Origin of the sequence: Terrirubrum flagellatum (assembly GCF_022059845.1) — a bacterium.
Classification (GTDB): Bacteria; Pseudomonadota; Alphaproteobacteria; order Rhizobiales; family Beijerinckiaceae; genus Terrirubrum; species Terrirubrum flagellatum.
This window is the reverse complement of sequence record NZ_CP091851.1, coordinates 3,726,937-3,749,984: the sequence shown is the minus strand read 5'-3', so window position 1 is coordinate 3,749,984 and position 23,048 is coordinate 3,726,937. Positions and strand designations below refer to the sequence as shown.

Genomic DNA, 23,048 nt, shown 5'->3' with positions numbered 1-23,048 from the left:
CTTTGAGTCGGAAAGTCGCAAGAAAATCCGGGCGCGGTCGTTTGGATCGCGCCCGGTTCGGGTTACGGAAAGAAGGATCAGATCGCCTGCAGGCGATCCCAGAAGCCTTTGCCCCACTTGGCTTCGAACATCTTCGGCACGGTCGCGAGCACCGGCTTGCGGAAGCTTTCGAGATCAGGCTCGATCACCGTCATGCCGCCGGTCTTGAACGTGTCGGCGAGGCTGCCTTCCTGCTTCAGGATTTCAGCGTCCTGCCATTTCGACGCCTTGTCGATCGAAGCTTTCACAAGATCGCGGTCGGCGGCCGGAATCTTGTTCCAGGCGGCGTCATTCACGATCACGAGGCGCGGCGTGATGATGTGGCCGGTGAGAATAAGGAACTTCTGCACCTCGTTGAGCTTGCCGGACTGGATGGTCGGCAGCGGATTCTCTTGTCCATCGACCGCGCCCTGCGACAGCGCGAGATAAAGCTCATTGAAGTTGATCGGCGTCGCGCGCGCGCCCCAGGCTTCCGCCATCGCCTTGAAGGTGTCGACTTCAGGCACGCGCAGCTTGAAGCCCTTCATATCGTCGACGGTCTTGATCGGTTTCGAGCCGCTCGTCATGTGGCGCTTGCCGTAATAGGTGACGCCGATCACGCGCATGCCGCGCTTCTCGACCAGCACCTTGTTGAGCTCGTCCATGACGGGCGAGTTGAGCGCCCGCGCCATGTGGTCGGCGTCCTTCCAGATATAGGGCGCTTCGATGATCGAGATCTGCGGCGCGAACTGTCCGAGCAGCGCCGCGCCCTCCGTCACCATGGTGAGGGCGCCAGACGCCACCGCCTCCACCATGTCGCGCGAGCCGCCGAGCTGTCCCGCGGGGAAGCTCTGCACGTCGATGCGGCCGCTGGTCTTTTCCTTGATCTCCTTCGCCGCCATCGCCGCGCTCATGGGCGAGGGATGGGTCGGCGCCTGACCGTCGCCCCAGCGCAGCACGACCGCCTGAGCGCGCGCGCCGATCGCCGGCATGAAGATTCCGGCGCCGGCGAGCGCCGACGCCGCTGCGAACTGTCTCTTCGTAATCCTGATTGTCATATGATCCTCCCACCTTGATTGATGTCTGGCGCGTCCGCTGCTTCTTCCGGCAGGGTTGGCGTGAATGAGTTTGCTGTGGCGCTCCTTTAGCGAAGTCCGAGCGCGCGGTCGCGCGATCCGGTGATATGCGCGGTCATCTCCGCGCTCGCCGCCTCGACGTCGCGCTTCTCGATCGCGGCGACGATGCGCAGATGTTCTTCCATGACTGGGATCACCAGATGCGGCAGCAGGCCGGTCTCGCCATGGCGGATGAGCCTGATCTTGATCCAGTTTACGCGATAGGATTTCGAGATGATGTCGTTGCCGAGATGATCGACGACAGCCTCATGGAAATCGAGATCGACGATCTGGCCTTTCTCGATGAGTTTGCCTGTGATGGCGCGGCGCGCCTGGACCAGAACCTCTTCATGCGCCCGGCGCTGCGCCGCGATCTCGTCATCGGTTGCGGCTTCGGTGAACGCTTTCACCGCCTCGCGTTCAAGGAAAAGCCGGAACTGGAAGGCGTTGCGGATGAGATTGAGATCGACATGCGCGACCTGCATGCCGCGCTGCGGGATGGTGATGATCAGCCCTTCCGCCTCGAGCCGCGGCACGAGTTCGCGGATGGCGCCGAGCGGCACGCCGGTCAGTTCGACGAGTTCGCGCTGGCTGACGAATTGTCCCGGCTTGATCTCGCGCGTGAAAATGCGCTGCGTGAACGCGTCATAGGCCCGCTCGCGAAGCTTGGCGGGTTCAGGCGCGGCCACGCCGGGCCTCGTTACTCGGCGGCCTGGCGCGCTGTGGACAGCGCGTCGAGCTTGCGCGTCAATTCCTGTGTCGCAGCCGCGCCGAGAGGCGCGAGCGGCGGCCGCGGCGCCGCAAATGACGGGTCCTTGCGCACATGCGCGGTCAGCGCCTTCACCGCGGGGATGACGGGATGCGAGACGATCGCATCGACGAGCGCAATCAGCGCCGGATCATCCTTGGCGTCCTCGACGATGCGGATCATGCGCTCGGGCGCGAAATTGCCGGCGCCGCAGATCGAGCCCGACGCGCCCTTGGCGCAGGCGGCGCCGAGATAGCGCTCATCGCCGACGAGGATTGTGAGATCGCCATAGGCGGCGAGCAACCGCATCGTATGGTCGCGATCGCCGCTCGAATCCTTCACGCCGAGAATTGCGCCGGGATAGGCTTGCCGCAGTCGCGCGATCACGTCGAAGGAGATCGGCACGCCGGTCATGCTCGGGATGTGATAGAGAATGACGTCGCGCAGCTTCGATCCCACGGCCTTGAACACGCCGTCGAACCAGGCGAACAGCGCATCATCGGGATTGCCGCGGAAATAGAAGGGCGGGGCCAGCAGCACGGCGCGCGCGCCGCGCGCATAAGCGCCGTTCAAACCAGCAACCGCTTCCTCATGCGAGCAGGCGATCACGCCTTCGACGAGCTTCGCGCCCGGAATGCCAGACGCGATCAGCTCCTTCGTGGTGCGCTCGCGCTCGGGGAGGCCGAAAGAGGGGCCTTCGCCCGTCGTGCCGAATACGGTCGTCGAGGAGCAGCCGCGCGACAGGAGATCCTGCACATGCGCCACGAGCGCCGGAACGTTCACGGAGCCGTCCTTTGCGAGGGGGGTGGCCAGCGCAGGACTGATGCCGAACAATTCACGCTTCGCCACGGACGCTTCTCCCGATCCGCCGCGCGCCGATTTCTGCGCGCAGCCTGTTGACACTGACATGTTAGTCATTCTTTAGTGCGGCCCGCAAGAGGAAATCGCCTCGGCGGGGTCTTGCGGACGGCATGAGAGATGCGCGTCGTGCGATGATCTCAAGTCGGAGCGAAAAAGACGCGGATTGCGGCGCTGCAAAAATGTGCGCTGCAATATCCGCGAGGTCCTTTTCAGCTCTCGCTGGAAATGATCTAGCATGGCGCCAATAATGTGCGGCCGCGCGTGAGCCGCATGCGGGATTGATGGGGAGAAACGACATGAGTGATCGTTCCAGACTTTCGCGTCGCGACGTGCTGGCCGGCTCCGTCGCCGCAGGCGCGTTGGCGCTTTCAGGCGCGCGGCCTGCGCAGGCGCAGGCGATGAACTGGAAAAAGTTCTCCGGCGAAAAGATCGAGGTCACGCTGGTCAAGAGCCCGCGCGCCGACATTCTTGAGAAGGGTCTGCCGGAATTCGAGGCGATGACCGGCATCAAGGTCGGCTTCGAGCAAATTCCCGAACAGCAGGCGCGCCAGAAGCAGATCATCGAACTGACCTCGGGTCAGCCGAGCTTCGACGTCATCCATGAAAGCTTCCACGTCCAGAAGCGCCTGTTCGAGAAGAGCGGCTGGGTCGCCGATCTCGACGGCTTCATGAAGGACGCGTCGATCACCTCGCCGGAAACGGCGGAGAGCGATTTCTCCGCGGCCGGCCTGATGTTCGCGAAGAACCAGCAGGGCCATCTGCGCGCTCTGCCGCAGTCGGTCGACTACTGGGTGATCTATTACAACAAGGAAATTTTCGACAAGGCGGGCGTGAAATATCCCGACACGTTCCCGGAACTGTTCGCGGCGGCGGAGAAGCTGACCAATCCGAGCGCCAACCAGTTCGGCTTCGTCGCGCGCGGCCTGAAGAACGCCAATGTGCCTGTCTATACGAGCTTCCTGCTTGGCTATGGCGTTGATCCCGTCAACGCCAAGGGCGAACTGATGACCGACTCGAAGGAAGGCGTCGAGGCGGCGAAGGATTATCAGCGCATCCTGTCGAAATGCGCGCCTCCCGGCGTCGTCGGCTTCAACTGGTCGGAATGCCAATCGGCCTTCATGCAGGGCCGCGTTGCGATGTGGCTCGACGGCATCGGCTTTGCGCCGCCGCTTGAAGACAAGACCAAGTCGCGCGTCGCCGGCAAGGTCGGCTACGGCCTGATGCCGAAGGGTCCCGTCGCGCGCGCGTCGGCCACTTTCGGCGATGGCATCTCGATCCCGGCCGCATCGAAGAAGAAGGAGGCGGCCTGGCTGTTCACGCAGTGGGCCTGCTCCAAGCAGCAGGGCCGCAACCTTATCACCACGGGCTCGGGCGTGCCGTTCCGCAACTCGGTCGTTCAGGATGCGTCGATCCGCGGTGAGCTCAAGATGCCGGTCGGCTGGCTCGACGTCGTCGCGGAATCGGCCAAGGTCAGCAAGCTCGGCCTGCCCGTGATCGTGCCGGTGACCGAGTTCCGCGACACGATTGGCATCGGCCTGACCAATCTCCTCTCCGGCGGCGATCCCGCGGCGGAGATGAAGAAGGCCACCGATACCTTCCGGCCCGTGCTCGAGAAGAGCGAGAAGGCCTAAACGGTTGCTTCCGATTTGGGCCGCGGAGGCGGGCGAGACATCGCCCGCCTCCGCGTCGTCCCGCAGAGTTAAGGCGAAATGTGAATGTCGGTTGAGACGGGTTCCGCTTTGTCAGGCGCCGCCGCGGCCGGATCATCCGCGCGCGCGTCGGGCAAATCGATCGAGCGCACGGCGAAGGATTACTGGCCGTTTGTGTTGCCGGCGCTGATCATCGTTTCCTCGGTCATTCTGTTTCCCTGGCTGTTCACGATCTGGATGAGTCTCAACGAGTGGAAGCTCGGCGGTTCTATCCATTTCGCCGGCCTGTCGAACTACGCCAAACTGTTCACCGATGAACGGTTCCGCGACGCGGTCTGGCAGACGATTTATTACACCGTGCTTGCGACCGGATTGCCGCTTGTCATCGGAACTTTCGCGGCGGTGATCTTTCACGAGAAATTCCCGCTGCGCGGCGTTCTGCGCGGCCTCTACATCATGCCGATGATGGCGACGCCGGTCGCGATCGCGCTGGTCTGGGTGATGATGTTCCATCCCCAGCTCGGCGTTCTCAACTATCTGCTCTCGCTCGTCGGCATTCCGCCGCAGCTCTGGGTGTTCAGCCCGAAGACGGTCATTCCCTCGCTGGCGCTGATCGAGACCTGGCAATGGTCGCCGCTCGTCATGCTGATCGTGCTTGGCGGTCTCGCGTCGCTGCCGACCGAACCCTATGAGAGCGCGATGATCGACGGCGCGACGCGCTGGCAGATGTTCCACAAGATCACGCTGCCGCTGATCATGCCCTTCATCATGGTGGCGCTCATCCTGCGCGTGATCGATGCGCTGAAGAGCTTCGACATCATCTTCGCCATCACGCAGGGCGGTCCCGGCAATGCGTCCGAAACGCTGAACATCTATCTCTACAACACCGCGTTCCCCTATCGCGACATGGGCTACGGCTCGGCGCTGGCCGTGGTGTTCTTCATCATCGTCATTGGCCTGTCGCTGGTGATGCTGTGGATGCGTCAGCGCAACAAGTGGGATGAGCAGGGAGCGGACGCATGACCGGGCGCTCGCTTCTCAGCAAGATCTCCCTGGGGTTCGCCGTCTTTCTGCTGGTGTCGCCAGCGATCCTGTTCTTCGTCTGGATGCTGTCGCTGTCGCTCAAATATGAGATCGACAATGGCGCCTATCCGCCGATCCTGATCCCGGCGCCCGATATGATCGCGTGGGAGAATTACACGAACGTCTTCTCCAGCTCGAACTTCATCAAGTTCTTCTGGAACAGCGTGATCGTCACGGGTTCCGCGACTCTGTTCGCGCTCGTCGTCGGCGTGCCCGCCGGCTACGGCATCGCGCGCATGAAGGCGACCAAGGCCGCCGTGGTGGTGTTGATCGCGCGCGTCACGCCGGCGCTCTCTTATCTCATTCCTCTCTTCCTGATCTTCCAGTGGCTCGGCCTCATGGGCACGCTCTGGCCGCAGATCATTACCCATCTCGTGATCACGGTGCCTGTCGTGATCTGGGTGATGATCGGCTTCTTCGAGACGACGCCGATGGAGCTTGAGGAGGCCGCGACGATCGACGGGGCCAATGGATGGGAAGTGTTCCGCCATGTCGCGCTGCCGATCGCCAAGCCCGGCATCGCGGTGGCGCTCATCCTCTCCTTCATCTTCTCCTGGAACAATTTCGTGTTCGGCATCGTGCTCGCCGGCCGCGAGACGCGCACGCTGCCGGTCGCTGTCTACAACATGCTGTCCTTCGAGCAGGTGAGCTGGGGGCCGCTGTCGGCCGCCGCGCTTATTGTCACGCTGCCGGTGCTGCTGTTGACCATCCTCGCGCAACGTCAGATTGTCGCCGGGCTCACCGCTGGCGCGGTCAAGGGCGGTTAACCGGGACTGTTTCGATGAGACTGGGCAGCATGTCGCCGCTGCCGACCCGCGCGGTCGGTCGCACGGGGCTTGGCGTTTCCCTCATGGGATTCGGCAGCGCACCGCTCGGCGAGCTCTATGCGAAACTCGACGAGGATATCTGCGCTGCGACCGTGCGCGGCGCCCGCAACGCCGGCATCACGTTGTTCGACTCCTCGCCCCATTACGGCAACGGGCTCGCCGAGCACCGGCTCGGCTCGGCGCTGCGGAAGTTTCCGCGCGACAACTATGTGCTGTGCACCAAGGTCGGCCGGCACATGAATCCGCTGAGCAAGCCGGCCGCGGCCACCGCGGAGGATGTGATCTCGCCTGGCTTCGCCGGCGGCCTCTCCCACCCCGCGAAATTCGATTATTCCTATGATGGCGTGATGCGCTCGGTCGAACAGTCGCTGCTGAGATTGGCGACCTCGCATATCGATATCCTGCTGATCCATGACGTCGATGTCTGGACCCATGGCGACCAGATGGAGACCCGCTTCAAGGAAGCGATGGAAGGCGCCTATGTCGCGCTCGACAAGCTGCGCTCGGAGAAGGTCGTCAAGGCGATCGGCTGCGGCCTCAATGAAAGCGAGATGTGCGAGCGCTTCGCGCGCGCCGGCGATTTCGACTGCATGCTGCTCGCCGGCCGCTATTCGTTGCTCGAGCAAGACGCGCTTAACAGCTTCCTGCCGCTGGCGGTCGAGAAGAATATCTCGATCCTGCTTGGCGGCGTGTTTAATTCAGGCATTCTCGCCACGGGCCCGATCCCCGGCGCCAAATACAATTATCGCGATGCGCCGCCTGACATCATGCAGCGCGCGGCGCGCATTGAAGCTCTCTGCAAGAGCCATAATGTGCCGCTGCCGGTCGCCGCGATGCGCTTCGCGCTCGGCCACCCCGCCATCGCCTCGATCGTTCTCGGCGCGGTGACGCCGCAGGAAATCGCGCGCAACATGGAGGGCTTCACCCAGCGCGTGCCGCAATCCCTGTGGAAAGATTTGCGCGCCGCCGGCCTCATGCGCGATGATGCGCCCATGCCGCCGGAAGCGCTGTCCTGACGATGCAGATCGACGCGCACCAGCATTTCTGGCGCATCAGCCGCGGCGATTACTGGTGGCTAAGGCCCGATCTGGCGGGCCTCTATCGCGATTTCGTACCCAGTCAGCTAAAGCCTCACCTGAGAAAACATGGCATTGAGCGCACCATTCTTGTGCAGGCGGCGCCGACGATTGCAGAAACGCAATTCATGCTCGATTTGGCGCGCGAAGCGGACTTCGTCGCCGGCGTCGTCGGCTGGGTCGACTTCGCGGCGCCTGACGCGGCGAAGATCATCGACGAGTTGGCGAAGGACGAACTGCTCGTCGGGCTTCGCCCCATGGTGCAGGACATCGCCGATGACGACTGGCTGCTGCGCGCTGATCTCGCTCGCGCCGTCGATGCGATGCAGGCGCATGGTCTCGTCTTCGATGCGCTGACTCTGCCGCGTCACCTCTCGCGGCTCCTTGTCTTCATCGATCGGCATCCGGGTTTGGCGCTCGTGATCGATCATTGCAGCAAGCCGCACATCCGCGACCGCCGCTACGATCCATGGCGCGCCGACATGGCCGCGGTGGCGGCGCGGCCGCATGTCATGTGCAAACTGTCAGGCCTTGCGACGGAAGCGTCTGCAGATTGGAGCGCGGCCGATCTGAAAACGCCGTTCAGGCATGTGCTCGATATGTTCGGCGCCAACCGATTGATCTGGGGCTCGGACTGGCCAGTCGTGAATCTTGCCGGCGGGTATGATCGCTGGAGAGAGACCGCGCTTGATCTGCTCGCTCCGCTGGGTGCGCAGGAGCGTGCCGCGATCCTCGGCGGTAACGCCCAGCGTCTCTATCTCTCGAAGCGGGGCCGACGGCCATGATGCTCAAGGGAATCGATCCTGTGCTGTCGCCCGATCTCCTGTGGGTGCTGGCGAGCATGGGCCATGGCGATGATCTCGCCCTCGTCGATTCCAATCATCCCGCCGAAGCGATCGCGCGCGCGACGACAAGCGGCCGGCTCGTCCGTCTTCCCGGTCTCGCCATTGATCGTGTCGCGGAAGCGATCCTCTCCGTGTTTCCGCTCGACAGCTTCGTCGATGATCCCGTCCGCCGCATGCAGGTGGTCGGCAAGCCCGACGAGATTCCTGATGTGCAACATGAGATCGCGGCGCTGGCGGCGAAGGCGGCGCCCGGCGTCGCCATCGCCAGCATCGAGCGCTTCGCTTTCTATGACGCCGCGAGAAAGGCCTTCGCCGTGGTGCAGGCCGGCGATCCCAGGCCCTATGGCTGCTTCCTCTTGCGCAAGGGCGTCATAGCAGGCGAGAAGCCTTGATATACCCGACCCTTAGGCGGGCGCCTGAATTATGGAATTGAAAGCTTCGCCGCCTCCGGTCTAGACTCGCAAAAAAGAGAAGAGGATCGGGGGAGGGGATTGCGGCTGACGCCCTTGCGGCGCGAGGGTCGCTTGTTCCTTCGCTCCATCGGCGGGTCAGAAGGAACGGGGAATGGAAGAAAATTCGCAAGGCGCCGGCTTCGTGAAGGCGCCGCAAGATCTGGCGGCGGGTCTGTTTCTGATCGCGCTCGCCTTGTTCGCCTTCTGGCTGGGCTCCAATCTCAATCCGGGAACATTGCGCTCAATGGGGCCGGGCATGTTGCCGCGCATCGTGTCGGCGCTGGTGGGAATCACGGGCGTCGTCCTGACGGTGAACGCCTTTCTCCTGAACGGTTCGGCGCTCGATCGGATCGCCTTTCGCGGGCCGCTGTTCGTCACGATCGCGATCATCGTCTTTGGTTTGACGATCCGCGGCTTCCAGATTCCCTTGCCAGGCGGCGGTTCGCTGACGGCGCCGGCGCTCGGCATTCTCGGCGCGGGGCCGCTGGCGATCATGGTGTCGGGCTTCGCCTCGCCGGAAACGAAATGGGGCGAGCTTTTCATCTTCGCCATCGGCATGACGGTGTTATGCACGGCGATGTTCAAGCTCGCGCTCAATCTGCCGATTCCGCTCTCTCCGATCATCTTCGGCTACTGATCGGAGCGGATTGATGGGCGATCTTTTTTCGAACCTCGCGCTCGGCTTCTCCGTCGCGCTCTCCCTCAACAATCTGCTGCTCTGCTTCGCGGGCTGCATGATCGGAACGCTGATCGGCGTCCTGCCCGGCGTCGGCCCGATTGCGACCATCGCGATGCTGCTGCCGCTGACCTTCAAGGTCGATCCGACCGGCGCGCTGATCATGCTCGCCGGCATCTATTACGGCGCGCAATATGGCGGCTCGACCACGGCGATCCTCGTCAATATTCCGGGCGAGGCGACATCGGTCGTCACGACGATCGACGGGCACGAGATGGCGAAGCGCGGCCGCGCCGGCGCGGCGCTCGGCATTTCGGCGCTCGGCTCCTTCTTCGCCGGCTGCTTCGCCACTGTGCTTGTCGCGGCGCTGGGCGCGCCGCTTACCAAGGTTGCGCTGTTCTTCGGCCCGGCCGAATATTTCTCGCTGATGGTGATGGGCCTCGTCTTCGCGACGGTGCTGGCGCGCGGCTCGATCATCAAGGCGGTCGGCATGATTTTTGTCGGCCTGCTTCTGTCGACGGTTGGGCAGGATCTCGAAACAGGAACGGAACGCCTCACCTTCGGCTGGAGCGAACTGTCCGACGGCGTCGATTTTGCGGTGCTCGCCATGGGCGTGTTCGGCTTCGCCGAAGTCATTCGCAATCTCGAAAACCCTGAAGCGCGCGACGTCGTGAAAGGGTCGATCGGCAGCCTGTTGCCGAATCGCGAAGAGATGAATCGCTCCTATCTCCCGGTTTTGCGCGGCACGCTGATCGGCTCGATTCTCGGCATCCTGCCGGGCAATGGCGCGCTGCTCGGGCCCTTCGCGAGCTACACCATCGAGAAGAAGATGGCGAAGGACCCGTCGCGCTTCGGCAAGGGCGCGATCGAAGGCGTCGCCGGACCAGAATCCGCCAACAACGCCGGCGCGCAAACCTCATTCATTCCGCTGCTCACGCTTGGCATTCCGCCGAATGCGGTGATGGCGCTGATGGTCGGCGCGATGACCATTCAGGGCATTGTGCCCGGTCCGCAGGTGATGACGAAATCGCCGAACCTGTTCTGGGGTATGGTCGCCTCCATGTGGATCGGCAATCTGATGCTGCTCGTCATCAACCTGCCGCTCGTCGGCATGTGGGTGAAGCTTCTGAAGGTGCCTTATCGCCTGATGTATCCGGCGATCCTGATCTTCTGCTGCATCGGCATGTATTCGATCAACAACAACCCGATCGATGTGATGTTGACGGCGTTCTTCGGACTTGCCGGCTACCTCCTCGTCAAGATGGGCTTCGAGCCGGCGCCGCTGCTGCTGGGCTTCGTGCTGGGCAAGCTGATGGAGGAGAATCTTCGTCGCGCCATGATCATCGCGCGCGGCGATCTCAGCACCTTCGTCGAGCGGCCGCTCTCCGCTGCGTTGCTGGCGATCGCTGTGCTGCTCGTCTCGATCGCTGTGATCCCCTCGATCAACAAGAAGCGCGACGTGGTTTTCACGGAATGAGCCGCCGCGCAGGGCGCGAAAAGCAAGCGCCGAAATTTCGCGAAGGGCGTTCGCCGAACTTTGCTGCGCTTTGATTGTTTTAATCAGGACGCAGCTCGGTTCCACGGAATGCCGAAAGCGCCGCTGGACAAGGCGCCATGCTCTGCGCGATTCTTAAGCCGCCAAAAGAAAGAATATCGGGAGGAATTGAATGAGCATCCATCGGATGCGCCTGACGGCCGTGGCGGTCGTCTTGTCGAGCGCGGCCGCCTTCGCGCAGGGCTATCCCAACAAGCCGATCACGCTCGTCGTGCCTTTCGCCGCCGGCGGGCCGACCGACGTGACCGCGCGCATCATCGCCGAGCCCATGGGCAAGGCGCTCGGCCAGAATGTGCTGGTGGAGAATGTAGTTGGCGCGGCCGGCCAGACCGCATCAACCCGCGTCGCCCAGGCGACGCCGGACGGCTACACCCTGATCATGGGCCATATGGGCACCCATGCCGCGTCGGTCGGCCTCAATCCGGCGCTCAAATACGATCCGGCGACGAGCTTCCAGCCGATCGGCCTCGCCAACGCCTCTCCGATCGTCGTTGTCGCCCGCAGGGATTTTCCAGCGAACAATCTCAAGGAATTCATCGATTATGTGCAGAAGCAGCCCGACAAGGTGACGCAGGCGCATGCCGGCGTCGGCTCGGTGTCGCACACCACCTGCCTGCTGCTGAACGCCCAGGCCAGGCTCGGCAGGATCAACGCCGCCGCCTATCGCGGCACCGGCCCGGCGCTGAACGATCTGCTTGGCGGGCAGGTCGACTTCATGTGCGATCAGCTCACCAATCTGGCGCAGCAGATCAACGCCGGCGCGATCAAGGCCTATGCGGTGGCGTCGGCCGCCCGCGCGCCCTCGATCCCGAATGTGCCGACCTCGGCCGAGGCTGGCTTGCCCGGCTACCGCATCGAGAGCTGGAACGCCGTGTTCGCGCCCAAGGGAATTCCGGCGGACGTGCTGGCGAAGCTGGTCGACGCGCTGAACAAGGCGCTGGAGGACGAGACGACGAAGAAGCGCTTCGCGGAGTTGGGCTCGATCCTGCCGACGGCGGAAGAGCGAAAACCGGACGGGCTTCTGTCGATCGTCAAGCGGGACGTCGAGATGCTGACGCCGACCCTCAAGGAGTCGGGCGTCACGATCAGCTACTGACGGAATTGGAGGGCGAAGCCGCGGCCTTACCCTACTTCGCGCTCCCGTTCTCGGCGGGACTGCCGATGACGCCGTAGGAGCTCGACTTCGCCCCTGCGACGTCGATCGTGAAACCCTCGGAGGCCAGTCCGCGCCGCAGCAACTCACGCACAGCCGCCGCGCGGCTCGGCATCCGGTGAGTGAAGCGGAATTCTTCGAGCGCCTGCAGCTCATCGACATCAAGCATGATCTGGAGACGCTCGCCTCTGGCGAGGTCATTTCCCTTTGCTGTCTTCTCGGCCATCCCGGAGCTCCCTCGCTCCCGGCCGCCCTCTTTTGTCGGCCTGACTGTCCATCAAACTACTCATTTAGCTCATTGTTCCGCAAGTCCTCATTCAGCGCCGAATGAGCGTAATTCGCTGCGGCCAATGAGACTTTGACTCCAAATGGGTGAAGTAAGCCGGTATTGCCGAAATCTAACTGCGAAATAGTTCGACGTTACGGAAGCCTGCCGGTAGAATCAGGCATGCTTCAGGACGACAAGCTTCAATTCCAGTCAGCGCATGCGAGGTATTTCGGCGTCTTCGACGAAGAAGAGCTTGCTCTTATGAGCGGCGCGATGCGCGTCTCGGAGAGCATCCTCAGCCAGAGCGGCGATATCAGCGGCGACGAAACGCGTCTGCAGGAGCAGCGCGATCTCTTAAGCCGCATCGTGATCGACGTCTTCGGAGAGGGCGAGCGGGATATGAAATCCGCCGTCGACAAGAGCGTCGCGCGCTTTATGACGCTTCTGCCGGCAAGCCTCCGCCAGCCCTGATTGGGGATATTCACGCGGGGGCAAATGTCTTGGGAGGCGAGGGAATCGCCCGTGGGAAGTCGGCCCGGCGAAAGGAGCCGGCCGGAATTCATCTTTCGCGGGTGGTACAGCCAGCTGGGCTCGAACCAGCGACCTTCGGAGCCACAATCCGACGCTCTAGCCAACTGAGCTATGGCTGCCCGCGCGAACGGGGCCTTTAAGCCGCAAAGGCCGGGAAAGGCAAGGGCCGCGCGGGTGACCGGCCTCAGCGCTAGATCGCGTTCTCGGCGGATTGTGAATGCATGCCGCCGGCGGTCGAGATGCCGCGCAGCGCGGTCCCCGTATCCGCCCGCCCGTCGCAGACCGCAATGTCGCCAAGCGAGACGATGCCGACGAGCCTCTTATCGCGATTCACGACCGGAAGGCGGCGGACCTGGATGTCCGCCATGTTCTCCATCACGTCGTCCACCTCTTCGTCGTCGAAGCAGTGTTTGACCTCGGAACTCATGACGTCCCGGATCGGGGTGACCGGCGTCTTGCCCAGGGCGACGGCGCGGACCGCGATGTCGCGATCGGTAATCACGCCGACAAGGCGATCCTCCTCTCCAACCGGCAGGACGCCGGCGTCGAGGGCGGCCATCAGCCGCGCCGCTTCCTGGATCGGCTGATCGGGATGGGCGATCTTCACATCCGAACTCATCACGTCCCGTACTCGCATGATGCGCTCCTCCTCGGAGTTCGTGTGGGAGTCTGGCCGGGAGCCGCGCCAACGCGGCGCCCTTCCTCGTGAACGCCGGCCCGCCAGACGGGTTCCGAATTTATGAGGCGTTGCAAAGCGCGCCTGCCGGGCGCGAGCGGAGCGCAAGGCTTTTCGTGGAATGTGGCTTGTCGGGGCCGCAGGCGCGTGCGAGTCGTGCCGCCGCCATTTCAACATCTCAGCAAGCCCCATGTCCCGCATCGTCTATGTCAACGGCGCCTATGTTCCCGAACACGACGCCAGGATCTCGATCTTCGACCGCGGCTTCATTTTCGCCGACGGCATCTACGAGGTCTCAGCGGTCATGGGCGGCAAGCTGCTCGACAATGACGGCCATCTGAAGCGGCTCGAACGCTCGCTTGGCGAGATCGGCATGAAAATGCCGCTGCCGGCCGACGAGATCGTCAAAATCCAGAAGGAGCTGATCGCCCGCAATGGAATCGTTGAGGGGACGGTCTATCTTCAGGTGACGCGCGGCGCCGCCGATCGCGATTTCGCGTTTCCGTCTGCTGACCTCAAGCAGACGCTGATCATGTTCACGCAGAAGCGCGACTTCTCGGGTTCGCCGACGGCGCGCACGGGCATCAAGGTTCTGACCGTGCCTGACATCAGGTGGGAGCGTCGCGACATCAAGAGCGTCGCTCTGCTCGCGCAGGTTCTCGCCAAGCAGGCGGCGGCGGAGAAAGGCTGCCAGGAAGCGATGATGCACACGCCGGAAGGCGTCGTGACCGAAGGCGGCTCCTCCACCATCTTCATCGTCACAGCGAATGGCGAACTGGTGACGCGGCCGCTCAGCAACGAAGTGCTGCCGGGCATCACGCGCGCGACGCTGAAGAAACTGTGCGCCGAGCGCAACATTTCCTTCATCGAGCGCGCTTTCACCATCGACGAAGCGCTCGCGGCGCCGGAAGTATTCATCACTTCGGCGGGCAGTTTCGTCACATCAGTTGTCGAGATCGACGGCAAGACCGTTGGCGGCGGCCAGCCGGGACCGGTTGGTCGGCGCATGCGCGAGATTTATTTGGAAGAAGCGCAGAAGGCGGGGGTTTAGCAGCCTTCGACTTGTTCGATCGACGACGTCGAACTGAATGCGCTCTCTCCCCCCTTGTGGGGGAGAGTTGGAGAGGGGGGTGTGCCGTGAATTTTGCTGAGCAACTTTGGACCCCCCTCCCTCACCCTCCCCCACAAGGGGGGAGGGAGGCGAATAAATCGCGACGTTTCCGTTTGTAGTAAGGGGATGAATCTGTGACCTATGACCTCATCCTGCGCGGCGGACGCGTTATCGATCCCTCGCAGAAGCTCGATCGCGTCACCGATGTCGCTTTTGCGAACGGAAAGGTCGCGGCGGTCGGCGATAATTTGAAAGCCGATGCGGAGACGGATGTTCGCGATGTCTCAGGCTATATCGTCTCGCCCGGCCTCATTGATCTCCATACTCATGTCTATTGGGGCGGCACCTCGCTTGGCATCGACGCCGAACAGTTCGCGCGCGATTCAGGCGTTACCACGAGTATCGACACCGGCAGCGCCGGGCCCGGCAATTTCATGGGCTTCCGCAAGCACGTGATCGAGCCCTGCCAGGTTCGCATCCTCGCCTATCTCCATATTTCGTTTGCGGGCATCTACGGATTCTCGAAGACCGTGATGGTGGGCGAGAGCGAGGAATCGCGCCTCATGGCGCCGTCTGATTGCGTCGAGGTCGCCAACGCCAATCGCGATCTCATCGTCGGCATCAAGGTGCGCGTCGGCCGCAACTCGTCGGGAACGCAGGGCTCATCCGCGCTCGGCATGGCGCTCGAAGTTGCGGAAGAAGTCGGCATGCCGCTGATGGCGCATATCGATCATCCCCCGCCATCCTATGAAGAAGTGATCGGCCGCCTGCGTCCCGGCGACGTGCTGACGCACGCGTTCAGGCCGTTCCCGAATGCGCCGGTGACGGCGCAGGGCAAAGTGAAGCAGGCGGTGCTCGATGCGCGTCAGCGCGGCGTTTATTTCGACATCGGCCACGGCAAGGGCTCTTTCGCCTTCAAGACCGCGCGCGCCATGCTGGCGAACGGCTTCTATCCCGACACGATCTCGTCCGACGTCCATACGCTCTGCATCGACGGCCCCGCCTTCGATCAGGTGACGACCATGTCGAAATTCCTCTGCATGGGCATGTCGCTGAACGATGTGATCGCGGCGTCCACCATCAATGCCGCCGTCGCGTTGAAGCGCATGGAGTTGGGATCGCTGAAGGTCGGCTCGGCCGGCGACGCGACGATCCTGACGGTCAAAGAGGGCAAGCATGATTATGTCGACGTGGTCGGCGAGCATCTCATCGGCGACAGGCGCATCTTGTCCGAAGGCGTCGTGATGCGCGGCAAATGGTGGCATCCGAAGCGCACGTCGAAATTCGCGAGGATCAAGGGGTAATCAGATGTCTGATCTCAAGCAGCGCATTTCCCGCGAATTCGGCAGCCCCTGCATCGTCATCGACATGGACAAGGTCGAGCGCAACATCGCGCGCGTGCAGAAGATCTGCGATGACGCAGGCGTGAACAATCGCCCGCATATCAAGACGCACAAGTCGCCTGTGCTGGCGAAGATGCAGGTCGAGGCGGGCGCGAAAGGAATCACCTGCCAAAAGATCGGCGAAGCCGAGATCATGGCCGACGCCGGCATCGACGACATTCTCATCAGCTACAACATCATCGGCGATGAGAAGACCGGCCGCTTGGGCCGCGTGCTCGAAAAGGCCGATGTGACGGTCGCCGCCGACAATCTCACTGTGATTGAAGGATTGCCGCGCGCCGGCGAGATTGCCGGACGCCCGCTTGGCGTCGTCATCGAATGCGACACCGGCCGCAAACGCGCCGGCGTCGAAACTCCCGCTGAAGCGATCGCGCTCGCGCGCGAAGTCGCGAAGCGTCCCCATCTCAATTTTCGCGGTTTGATGTTCTATCCGCCGGAGGATGGCTGGCCGGCGACGCAGAGCTTCTTCAACGAAGTGAAATCCGCGCTCCGCGCCGATGGTCTCGCCGACAAGATCGAGATCGTCTCGACCGGCGGCACGCCGAACCTCACCAATCTCGGCAAGCTCGCAGGCGCGACCGAGCATCGCGCCGGCACCTCGATCTTCAATGATCGCATGCAGATCGCCGCCGGCTCCGCCACGCTCGATGATTGCGCGCTCAGCGTCTATGCGACCGTGGTGAGCCGCGCCGGCGTTGATCGCGGCATTCTCGATTCAGGCTCGAAGACGCTGACGAGCGACACGGGTGGTCTCGACGGTCATGGGTTGATCCTCGAACATCCGCAGGCGCGCATCGCGAAATTCGCCGAGGAGCACGGCTTTCTCGATCTCACCGGCGTCAACGACAAACCGAAGGTCGGCGACGTCGTGCGCATCATTCCGAACCATGTCTGCGTCGTCGTGAACATGGTCGATCGTCTGGTGATGGTGCGCGGCGATGAGATCATCGGCGAATTGCCGGTCGCAGCGCGCGGGAAGCTGACCTGATTATTTCCAGCGTCATCGCCGGGCTTGACCCGGCGATCCAGATTTCCAGCGCGATAGAGCCATTCCGCTCGATCGCCGGGTCAAGCCCGGCGATGACAGATGAGCGTGTTGCGAGCGCCCCCCTACTTCTTCTTCGTCGGATCGAGTTCCTTCGCCGCATCCATCGCCTTCTGCATGTTGCTCTGCGCGGCGGCGGTGAAATCCTTGATGTTGCTCTGCATCGCCGTCCCCAGATCCTTGAGCTGCGCCTGAACCGTCGCGAGCTGCGACTTCAGATATTCGGACTGGAGCTGCATCACTTCCTGAGGGTCCTTGGCGCGCACCAGCTTGGTGGCGTGCTCGAAGGCGGCGGTGACGTTGCTTTCGGCCTGGGTCATCGCCTTCTTGGCGAAGTCGGCGGCGCTGGCCTGATTCGAGGCCGCCTGGCTCTGGACCGTGTCGACCGCCTTCTGGGCCGCGCCGAGGAAACCCTCGAAGGCCTTCCGGGCCTGCTCCACGCTCTTCTCAGCGAAATCCCGCATTTCATTGGGGATTTCGAATTTCGGCATGTTGAAGCTCATGGTCCGTCTCCAGGTTGGGTCGCCGCGGCGCGCCCGCCGCGGCCGGCCGGGCGTTAAGGATGCGTGTGAATGATGCTGGGGGTCAATCCTCGGGCGAATGGACCTGCTGATGAGCCGGCGTTAAGGTTTTGTTGAGCTTAACGAACGGTAAATCGCCGCGCCATGGATTTAAACGCCGGGGATGTCCTCCCGCCTGATCTCGCGGAGCGTTTGGCCGCAAGCCTGCGCGCGCCGGGGGCGTTTGCGGTCGACGCTGCGACAGGGGTCGTGCTTGCGCCTCAGGGCGCGGCGGCGCTGGAAATGGCGGCAAGGCAGGCGCTTCTGGCGTTCGGCCGCGAGCGCGGCGCCGGGGCGGCGCTGCTCGATCTGAAACTATCGGGCGATTCCGCGCCGCCCACGCCTGCCGCCTGCCGACTGATGGAGTTGGAGGATCGCCGCGTTGTCGTCGTTGTCCCGATCGACGGCGGGGTCCGCGCGGGGGCCGTTGCGCCGGCGCCTGAGCCGAAGGCGTCGTCGTCCGACGCGCCGCAGGTGCGCATCCTCTGGCGCTCGGACGAGAGCGGCGCGCTGGCGCAGGTAGGCGATGGGCTGCGCCGGATCATGGGCGACAAGGCCGGCGCCGTCATCGGCCGGAAATGGGGTGATCTCGTCGACGACGTGCTGCTCGACCCCACAGGCGCGCTGGAAGACGCGCTGGCGCGCCGCGCGACGGCGAGCGGCGTCGAGCTGCTCTGGAGCAGCGACCACGCGCCGGGCCCGGTGACGACAATCTGGTCGGGCGTGCCGGTCTATGACGCCGCGCGCCGTTTCCGCGGCTTCCGCGGCTTCCTGCTTGCGCCCGATCTGGCACCTGTTGCCGCGCCGGCTCCGCCGCCTGTGGTCGAGGATGAGCCGGCCGCTCCGGTCGCGGAACCCGTTGCTGTCGAGCCAGCCGTCGCGGAGGAGGCGCCGGCGGAAGAAGTTCGAGCGGTGGAAGATTCAGGCGTTGCTTCCGCCGAACCGGCCGCCGCGCCAGCGTCCGAACAAGCGTTGCCTGCGATGCCGCATCTCTCGCTCGCCGAGCGCAACGCCTTCCGCGAAATCGCCCGGGCGCTGGGCGTGCGCGGCGTCGAGACGGCGGAGCCGGAACAGGCGGCGACGCGCGCACCCCCGCAGCTTCGTCTCGTCGAGAAGGACGAGCCGCGGCCGGCTGTCGCCGAAGAGCCTCGCGAAGCTGAAGCGGAGCCGACCGCAACAAAGACTGCGACGCCGGTCGACGAAGCTCTCGCCTATGAGATTGTCGAACCGCTCGATGATGCGCCGCTCGAAATCGCGGCGCCACGGGAGCAGGAGATCTCAGACGCGCAGGAGACGTCTGATAGCGGAGCGGCGACGCAACCGACTGCGCCGGCAGTCGCGGAGCATGTCGTCGCCGACGAATCGCCTGCGGAAGAAGAGAGCGAAATCGCGCCCGAATCCGCTGTCGAAGCGTCAGCGCAAGATGAGCAAACGCCTGCGGCCGAGGCGACAGAGCCAGAAGAGAAGGCAGCCGAACTCGACGATGGCGACGCGTTAGAATCGATCACCGAAGAGCCGCTCGCGGAGGCTTCTCCCGCAGAGCCTGAAAAGATCGAGCAGCAGGAAACTCCGCCGGCGCCGGCAGGCGAGAACGTCGCACAGCCTTTCGAGTCTTCCGTCGATACCACGCCCGCCTTCGTCGCTGCGCCTCAAGCTGCGAACGATGTCGCGCCCACGCCTGATGCAGAGGAGATCGAGAAGAGCGTCGCCGCGCTCGCGGCCGCGATGAAGAAGGAGCTTGATGTGCCGGCGCCTGTCAGCACGCCGATCGCTGCCGAAGCTCTGCGCGCGCCCATGCATGCGCCGCCGCCCGATCCGCTTCTTGACCATGCGCGCGACATTCTCGATCGTCTGCCCGTCGGCGTGCTCATCAATCGCGGCCCGAAGCTCCTCTTCGCCAATCGCACCTTGCTCGATCTGCTCGATTATCCCTCGACGGCGGCGATCGAAGCGCATGGCGGCGTCGCCGGCCTGTTCAAGGGCCGGGCGCCGCTGAGCGAACGCGACGGGCCGACAGGGCCGGTGCTTCTCGCCGGGCGTGATGGCGAATCCATCGCCGTCGATGCGCGCCTGCAAGGACTTGCGTGGGACGGTGCGCCGGCGACGCTCGTGACCTTCCGCCGTTCCCTTGATGTCGAAGTCGGCCAGCGTCTCAAGGCGACGGAGCTCGATCTGCGCGCGCGCGAGGCCGAATTGCGTGAGACGCGCGCCATGCTCGACATCGCGACCGACGGCGTCGCGGTCATCGACGAGGACGGGCGCATCATGACGCTCAACCGGGCGGCCGAGGCGCTGTTCGGTTACGATCTCAACGAAGTCGCGGGCGAATCTCTCAGCACTCTGTTTGCGCCGGAGAGCCACGCGCTGGCGGCCGATTATTTCGAGGGCCTGAAATCGGGCGGCGTGCGCTCGGTGCTCAATGATGGACGCGAGCTTGTCGGCCGCGTGCGCCAGGGTGGCCGCATTCCGCTCTTCGTCACGCTCGGCCAGATCAGCGACAAGCCGACGCGGAAATTCTGCGCCGTGCTGCGCGATCTCACGCCTTGGAAGAAGACGGAGCGCGATCTCGTCGATGCGCGCAAGGCCGCCGAGGATGCGTCGGCGCAGAAGTCTGATTTTCTCGCCAAGATCAGCCATGAGGTGCGCACGCCGCTCAACGCCATCATTGGTTTCGCCGAAGTGATGATGGAGGAGCGCTTCGGCGCGGTCGGCAATGATCGCTACAAGGATTATCTGCGCGACATCCATTCCTCCGGCGGCCACGTCATCAGCCTCGTCAATGATCTCCTCGATCTCTCCAAGATCGAGGCGGGCAAACTCGATCTCAATTTCGCCAGCGTGAATGCGAACGAGATCGTGCGCGGCGCGGTGAGCCTGATGCAGCCGCAGTCGCAGCGCGCCCGCGTGGTGCTGCGCTCGGCGCTCGCCATGAAGCTGCCCGCGATCGTCGCCGATGAGCGCGCGCTGAAGCAGATCGTGCTCAACATCCTGTCGAACGCCGTGAAGTTCACGGATTCCGGCGGGCAAGTGATCGTCTCGACGACGCTGACCGATCTCGGCGAAGTCGCGATCCGCATTCGCGACACTGGCATCGGCATGAATGAAAAGGAATTGTCGGAAGCGATGGAGCCGTTCCGGCAGCTCGCGACCTCGCGTCGCGCCGGCGGCACCGGCCTTGGCCTGCCGCTGACGCGCGCGCTCGTCGAAGCCAATCGCGCCAGCCTGAAGCTGTCGAGCGTGAAGAATGAGGGCACGCTGGTCGAAGTGGTGTTTCCGCCGACGCGCGTGCTGGCGGAGTAGGATGAACTGGATATTTCAGCGTCATCGCCGGGCTTGACCCGGCGATCCAGCCCTTGCTTCGATCTGAGTTGTTTTGACTGGATGGCCGGGTCAAGCCCGGCCATGACAATGCAGAGCGTCACATGCATTTTTCCCTGACCGATGAAGAAGAGATGATCCGCGACTCCGCGCGCCGCATCGCCGCGGAGAAGATCGCGCCGCTGGCGGAAAAGCTCGATCGCGGCGAGGGGCGGGCGGAATTTCTCGCCAACCTCAAGCTGCTCGCGGAATCCGGTTTCATGGCGCTCAATGTCGGCGCCGAATTCGGCGGAACCGAAGCGGGGACCGTTGCCTTCGCGCTCGCCATAGAAGAGTTGGGCTACGCCTGCGCGGCGACCGGCGTCACGGCCTCGGTGACGAACATGGTCGGTGAAGTCATCCAAGCTGTTGGCTCCGACATGCAGAAGCACATGCATTTGCCGAAGCTGGCGGATGGGACCTATCCCGCCGGCGCCTTTTGCCTCACCGAGAGCGGCGCAGGTTCCGATCCCTCCAACATGAAGACGAAGGCGCGCCGCGACGGCGACGACTGGATCATCGACGGCGAAAAGCTCTACATCACCAGCGCCGAATATGCCGGCGTGTTCGTGGTGTGGGCGGTGACTGATCCCGCAGCGCCGAAAGGCAAGGGCATTTCCTGTTTTCTCGTCACGTCTGATGCGCCGGGGCTCATCATCGGCAAGGCCGAGAAGAAGATGGGGCAGACCGGGTCGGCGACGAACATCGTGCGCTTCGATCAGTGCCGCGTGTCCGCGTCATCGCTGATGGGTCGCGAGAATGATGGTTTCCGCATCGCCGTTGGCGAACTCGCGGGCGGGCGCATCGGCATCGCGTCGCTGTCGCTCGGCATTGCGCGCGCCGCGATGGATGCGGCGAAGGCCTACGCGAAAGAGCGCAAGCAATTCGGCCAGAGCATCGCGGATTTTCAGGGTTTGCAATGGATGCTCGCCGATCGCGAGACGGAGCTTGAAGCCGCGCGCCTTCTGATTTTGCAGGCCGCGCATCAGAAGGATCAGAAACTGCCTTTCGGCAAGGCGGCGTCGATGGCGAAGCTCTATGCGTCCGAGGCCGCGCATCGCGCGACGGACACCGCGATCCAGATTCATGGCGGCGCAGGCTATGTCAGGGATTATCCGGTCGAACGCTATGCGCGTGATGCGCGCATCACGCGCATCTATGAAGGCACGTCGGAAATCCAGCGGCTGGTGATCGCGCGCGAGATTTTGCGGCAAGGATAGGCGTCATCCATATGAGAGCGTCATTCCGGGGCGCGCCGCAGGCGCGAGCCCGGAACCCAGAAAATCGTGCAAGTGGCGCCGCTGCTTGGGTTCCGGGCTCGATGCGTTCCGCATCGCCCCGGAATGACAGTCCTGGTGAGATTTCGCGGCTATCCGGTCTGGTCCGCGCTCTTATGCCAGCGTGGCGAATAGCCTGCTCGGAGCGCCGCGAGGATCGTCGGCGGCGTCAGCACATCCGCCATGTCGGGAAGCGCGATGTCAGTCGCGGCGTAGCCTTCAAACGACCAGCGCAACAATCGCCTTTCCTTCAAGGCGTGCGGCACACCATCGATGAGGATCATCGCGCCGTCGGGCAGATCGCGCGTGGACAGGCGATGAATCTGTTTCTCGCGACCATTCAGTCGTTCTGCGTGAAGACGCTCATCCATCTCAGGCGCCATCGGAGCACGCGCGAGCCCATCATGCCGCGCGATCGCCGCAGCGAATTCCACCGCCTCGGCGCGCCGGCATTCGAAGCACGGGCGATGGCCGGCCGCGAGCGCGGTGACTTCGTCGCAAAAGAACAGCTCGGTGTAATAGCGGCCCCAGACGTCGCGCGTGCGATTCTTGAAAGAAAGGACGCAGCAGATCCATTGCTTCGTCGCCCAGGGACGGCCGCGCACCGTCTGCGTCGCGGGATCGTGGAAACGCCCGCCGCGATTGCCAAGCATGCCGCCGCGCGCTGGCGTGGAGACGAGATCGCCAGTGGGCGCAACACGATTGGCGAGCGGCGCGTGAGCGGCGAGCGAGGAAGGCGGCTTCGCGCGCGGCATGAGCGGC

The 23,048-nt window shown here is 63.6% G+C and carries 22 protein-coding genes and 1 tRNA gene; 15 read left to right on the top strand and 8 right to left on the bottom strand.

What is annotated here, in order from left to right:
- Positions 1-77: 77 nt before the first annotated feature.
- The 3 genes from L8F45_RS18030 to L8F45_RS18020 form a co-directional block, all read right to left on the bottom strand.
- The gene (locus L8F45_RS18030) at positions 78-1,076 is read right to left on the bottom strand and encodes a sialic acid TRAP transporter substrate-binding protein SiaP (protein WP_342359252.1); all 999 of its coding nucleotides are present in this window, start codon (positions 1,074-1,076) and stop codon (positions 78-80) included.
- Between the two features lie 86 nt (positions 1,077-1,162).
- Positions 1,163-1,822, bottom strand: a complete 660-nt coding sequence (locus L8F45_RS18025) for a GntR family transcriptional regulator (protein WP_342359251.1) — start codon at positions 1,820-1,822, stop codon at positions 1,163-1,165.
- A gap of 11 nt (positions 1,823-1,833) precedes the next feature.
- On the bottom strand, positions 1,834-2,790 hold the full coding sequence (locus tag L8F45_RS18020) for a dihydrodipicolinate synthase family protein (RefSeq protein ID WP_342359250.1): 957 nt from the start codon (positions 2,788-2,790) through the stop codon (positions 1,834-1,836).
- A 248-nt stretch (positions 2,791-3,038) separates the two neighbouring features.
- Here L8F45_RS18020 and L8F45_RS18015 point away from each other — a divergent pair, with 248 nt between their 5' ends.
- The 9 genes from L8F45_RS18015 to L8F45_RS17975 all read left to right on the top strand — a co-directional run bounded on the left by L8F45_RS18015 (position 3,039) and on the right by L8F45_RS17975 (position 12,001).
- Positions 3,039-4,373, top strand: coding sequence for an ABC transporter substrate-binding protein (locus tag L8F45_RS18015; RefSeq protein ID WP_342359249.1), 1,335 nt, complete (start codon positions 3,039-3,041; stop codon positions 4,371-4,373).
- 84 nt (positions 4,374-4,457) lie between these two features.
- Positions 4,458-5,414 carry a carbohydrate ABC transporter permease gene (locus tag L8F45_RS18010; protein WP_342359248.1) on the top strand — a complete coding sequence of 319 codons (957 nt, stop codon included), beginning with the start codon at positions 4,458-4,460 and terminating at the stop codon, positions 5,412-5,414.
- Complete coding sequence (locus L8F45_RS18005; RefSeq protein ID WP_342359247.1) at positions 5,411-6,241, top strand: carbohydrate ABC transporter permease; 831 nt, start codon at positions 5,411-5,413, stop codon at positions 6,239-6,241. Before L8F45_RS18010 ends, L8F45_RS18005 begins: the two co-directional genes overlap by 4 nt.
- A gap of 14 nt (positions 6,242-6,255) precedes the next feature.
- The gene (locus L8F45_RS18000) at positions 6,256-7,317 is read left to right on the top strand and encodes an aldo/keto reductase (protein ID WP_342359246.1); all 1,062 of its coding nucleotides are present in this window, start codon (positions 6,256-6,258) and stop codon (positions 7,315-7,317) included.
- Between the two features lie 2 nt (positions 7,318-7,319).
- The gene (locus L8F45_RS17995; RefSeq protein ID WP_342359245.1) at positions 7,320-8,162 is read left to right on the top strand and encodes an amidohydrolase family protein; all 843 of its coding nucleotides are present in this window, start codon (positions 7,320-7,322) and stop codon (positions 8,160-8,162) included.
- Positions 8,162-8,614 carry an RbsD/FucU family protein gene (locus L8F45_RS17990; protein WP_342363487.1) on the top strand — a complete coding sequence of 151 codons (453 nt, stop codon included), beginning with the start codon at positions 8,162-8,164 and terminating at the stop codon, positions 8,612-8,614. The genes L8F45_RS17995 and L8F45_RS17990 overlap by 1 nt, the downstream gene beginning before the upstream one ends.
- A gap of 172 nt (positions 8,615-8,786) precedes the next feature.
- Positions 8,787-9,311 (top strand): tripartite tricarboxylate transporter TctB family protein, encoded by a 525-nt coding sequence (locus tag L8F45_RS17985; RefSeq protein WP_342359244.1) that lies wholly within the window; start codon positions 8,787-8,789, stop codon positions 9,309-9,311.
- 13 nt (positions 9,312-9,324) lie between these two features.
- Positions 9,325-10,827, top strand: coding sequence for a tripartite tricarboxylate transporter permease (locus tag L8F45_RS17980; RefSeq protein WP_342359243.1), 1,503 nt, complete (start codon positions 9,325-9,327; stop codon positions 10,825-10,827).
- A gap of 190 nt (positions 10,828-11,017) precedes the next feature.
- Positions 11,018-12,001, top strand: a complete 984-nt coding sequence (locus L8F45_RS17975) for a tripartite tricarboxylate transporter substrate-binding protein (RefSeq protein WP_342359242.1) — start codon at positions 11,018-11,020, stop codon at positions 11,999-12,001.
- A gap of 31 nt (positions 12,002-12,032) precedes the next feature.
- Here the strand turns inward: L8F45_RS17975 and L8F45_RS17970 are convergent, their stop codons facing one another.
- On the bottom strand, positions 12,033-12,284 hold the full coding sequence (locus L8F45_RS17970) for a hypothetical protein (RefSeq protein WP_342359241.1): 252 nt from the start codon (positions 12,282-12,284) through the stop codon (positions 12,033-12,035).
- Positions 12,285-12,506: 222 nt separating this feature from the next.
- Between L8F45_RS17970 and L8F45_RS17965 the strand changes: the two genes are divergently transcribed.
- Entirely contained in the window at positions 12,507-12,797 is a 291-nt protein-coding gene (locus tag L8F45_RS17965) for a hypothetical protein (protein ID WP_342359240.1), read from the top strand.
- A gap of 102 nt (positions 12,798-12,899) precedes the next feature.
- On the opposite strand, the gene L8F45_RS17960 is transcribed toward L8F45_RS17965, so the two are convergent.
- Both L8F45_RS17960 and L8F45_RS17955 read right to left on the bottom strand, forming a co-directional pair.
- A tRNA-His gene (locus tag L8F45_RS17960) sits at positions 12,900-12,976 on the bottom strand.
- 71 nt (positions 12,977-13,047) lie between these two features.
- Complete coding sequence (locus tag L8F45_RS17955) at positions 13,048-13,494, bottom strand: CBS domain-containing protein (RefSeq protein WP_342359239.1); 447 nt, start codon at positions 13,492-13,494, stop codon at positions 13,048-13,050.
- A 229-nt stretch (positions 13,495-13,723) separates the two neighbouring features.
- On the opposite strand from L8F45_RS17955, the gene L8F45_RS17950 reads away from it, so the two are divergent.
- The 3 genes from L8F45_RS17950 to L8F45_RS17940 all read left to right on the top strand — a co-directional run bounded on the left by L8F45_RS17950 (position 13,724) and on the right by L8F45_RS17940 (position 17,035).
- Positions 13,724-14,584 (top strand): D-amino-acid transaminase, encoded by an 861-nt coding sequence (locus L8F45_RS17950; RefSeq protein ID WP_342359238.1) that lies wholly within the window; start codon positions 13,724-13,726, stop codon positions 14,582-14,584.
- Between the two features lie 194 nt (positions 14,585-14,778).
- On the top strand, positions 14,779-15,948 hold the full coding sequence (locus L8F45_RS17945) for an amidohydrolase/deacetylase family metallohydrolase (RefSeq protein ID WP_342359237.1): 1,170 nt from the start codon (positions 14,779-14,781) through the stop codon (positions 15,946-15,948).
- A 4-nt stretch (positions 15,949-15,952) separates the two neighbouring features.
- A complete protein-coding gene (locus L8F45_RS17940) occupies positions 15,953-17,035 on the top strand; it encodes a D-TA family PLP-dependent enzyme (RefSeq protein ID WP_342359236.1) in 1,083 nt (360 codons plus the stop codon).
- A 122-nt stretch (positions 17,036-17,157) separates the two neighbouring features.
- Here the strand turns inward: L8F45_RS17940 and L8F45_RS17935 are convergent, their stop codons facing one another.
- The gene (locus tag L8F45_RS17935; protein ID WP_342359235.1) at positions 17,158-17,595 is read right to left on the bottom strand and encodes a phasin; all 438 of its coding nucleotides are present in this window, start codon (positions 17,593-17,595) and stop codon (positions 17,158-17,160) included.
- 162 nt (positions 17,596-17,757) lie between these two features.
- Between L8F45_RS17935 and L8F45_RS17930 the strand changes: the two genes are divergently transcribed.
- On the top strand, positions 17,758-20,952 hold the full coding sequence (locus tag L8F45_RS17930) for a PAS domain-containing sensor histidine kinase (RefSeq protein ID WP_342359234.1): 3,195 nt from the start codon (positions 17,758-17,760) through the stop codon (positions 20,950-20,952).
- A gap of 122 nt (positions 20,953-21,074) precedes the next feature.
- A complete protein-coding gene (locus L8F45_RS17925) occupies positions 21,075-22,229 on the top strand; it encodes an acyl-CoA dehydrogenase family protein (protein WP_342359233.1) in 1,155 nt (384 codons plus the stop codon).
- A gap of 149 nt (positions 22,230-22,378) precedes the next feature.
- On the opposite strand, the gene L8F45_RS17920 is transcribed toward L8F45_RS17925, so the two are convergent.
- Entirely contained in the window at positions 22,379-23,041 is a 663-nt protein-coding gene (locus tag L8F45_RS17920; RefSeq protein WP_342359232.1) for a hypothetical protein, read from the bottom strand.
- Between the last annotated feature and the right edge of the window lie 7 nt (positions 23,042-23,048).

What these genes read in the sequence shown, in the direction of transcription:
- L8F45_RS18020 (WP_342359250.1), bottom strand. Translation starts at nt 2,790, where the DNA reads ATGTCAGTGTCAACAGGCTGCGCGCAGAAATCGGCGCGCGGCGGATCG.
- L8F45_RS17975 (WP_342359242.1), top strand. Translation starts at nt 11,018, where the DNA reads ATGAGCATCCATCGGATGCGCCTGACGGCCGTGGCGGTCGTCTTGTCG.
- L8F45_RS17970 (WP_342359241.1), bottom strand. Translation starts at nt 12,284, where the DNA reads ATGGCCGAGAAGACAGCAAAGGGAAATGACCTCGCCAGAGGCGAGCGT.
- L8F45_RS17935 (WP_342359235.1), bottom strand. Translation starts at nt 17,595, where the DNA reads ATGAGCTTCAACATGCCGAAATTCGAAATCCCCAATGAAATGCGGGAT.
- L8F45_RS18010 (WP_342359248.1), top strand. Translation starts at nt 4,458, where the DNA reads ATGTCGGTTGAGACGGGTTCCGCTTTGTCAGGCGCCGCCGCGGCCGGA.
- L8F45_RS18030 (WP_342359252.1), bottom strand. Translation starts at nt 1,076, where the DNA reads ATGACAATCAGGATTACGAAGAGACAGTTCGCAGCGGCGTCGGCGCTC.
- L8F45_RS17995 (WP_342359245.1), top strand. Translation starts at nt 7,320, where the DNA reads ATGCAGATCGACGCGCACCAGCATTTCTGGCGCATCAGCCGCGGCGAT.
- L8F45_RS18000 (WP_342359246.1), top strand. Translation starts at nt 6,256, where the DNA reads ATGAGACTGGGCAGCATGTCGCCGCTGCCGACCCGCGCGGTCGGTCGC.
- L8F45_RS17955 (WP_342359239.1), bottom strand. Translation starts at nt 13,494, where the DNA reads ATGCGAGTACGGGACGTGATGAGTTCGGATGTGAAGATCGCCCATCCC.
- L8F45_RS17920 (WP_342359232.1), bottom strand. Translation starts at nt 23,041, where the DNA reads ATGCCGCGCGCGAAGCCGCCTTCCTCGCTCGCCGCTCACGCGCCGCTC.
- L8F45_RS17980 (WP_342359243.1), top strand. Translation starts at nt 9,325, where the DNA reads ATGGGCGATCTTTTTTCGAACCTCGCGCTCGGCTTCTCCGTCGCGCTC.
- L8F45_RS18005 (WP_342359247.1), top strand. Translation starts at nt 5,411, where the DNA reads ATGACCGGGCGCTCGCTTCTCAGCAAGATCTCCCTGGGGTTCGCCGTC.
- L8F45_RS17940 (WP_342359236.1), top strand. Translation starts at nt 15,953, where the DNA reads ATGTCTGATCTCAAGCAGCGCATTTCCCGCGAATTCGGCAGCCCCTGC.
- L8F45_RS17965 (WP_342359240.1), top strand. Translation starts at nt 12,507, where the DNA reads ATGCTTCAGGACGACAAGCTTCAATTCCAGTCAGCGCATGCGAGGTAT.
- L8F45_RS18015 (WP_342359249.1), top strand. Translation starts at nt 3,039, where the DNA reads ATGAGTGATCGTTCCAGACTTTCGCGTCGCGACGTGCTGGCCGGCTCC.
- L8F45_RS17950 (WP_342359238.1), top strand. Translation starts at nt 13,724, where the DNA reads ATGTCCCGCATCGTCTATGTCAACGGCGCCTATGTTCCCGAACACGAC.
- L8F45_RS17990 (WP_342363487.1), top strand. Translation starts at nt 8,162, where the DNA reads ATGCTCAAGGGAATCGATCCTGTGCTGTCGCCCGATCTCCTGTGGGTG.
- L8F45_RS17985 (WP_342359244.1), top strand. Translation starts at nt 8,787, where the DNA reads ATGGAAGAAAATTCGCAAGGCGCCGGCTTCGTGAAGGCGCCGCAAGAT.
- L8F45_RS17925 (WP_342359233.1), top strand. Translation starts at nt 21,075, where the DNA reads ATGCATTTTTCCCTGACCGATGAAGAAGAGATGATCCGCGACTCCGCG.
- L8F45_RS17930 (WP_342359234.1), top strand. Translation starts at nt 17,758, where the DNA reads ATGGATTTAAACGCCGGGGATGTCCTCCCGCCTGATCTCGCGGAGCGT.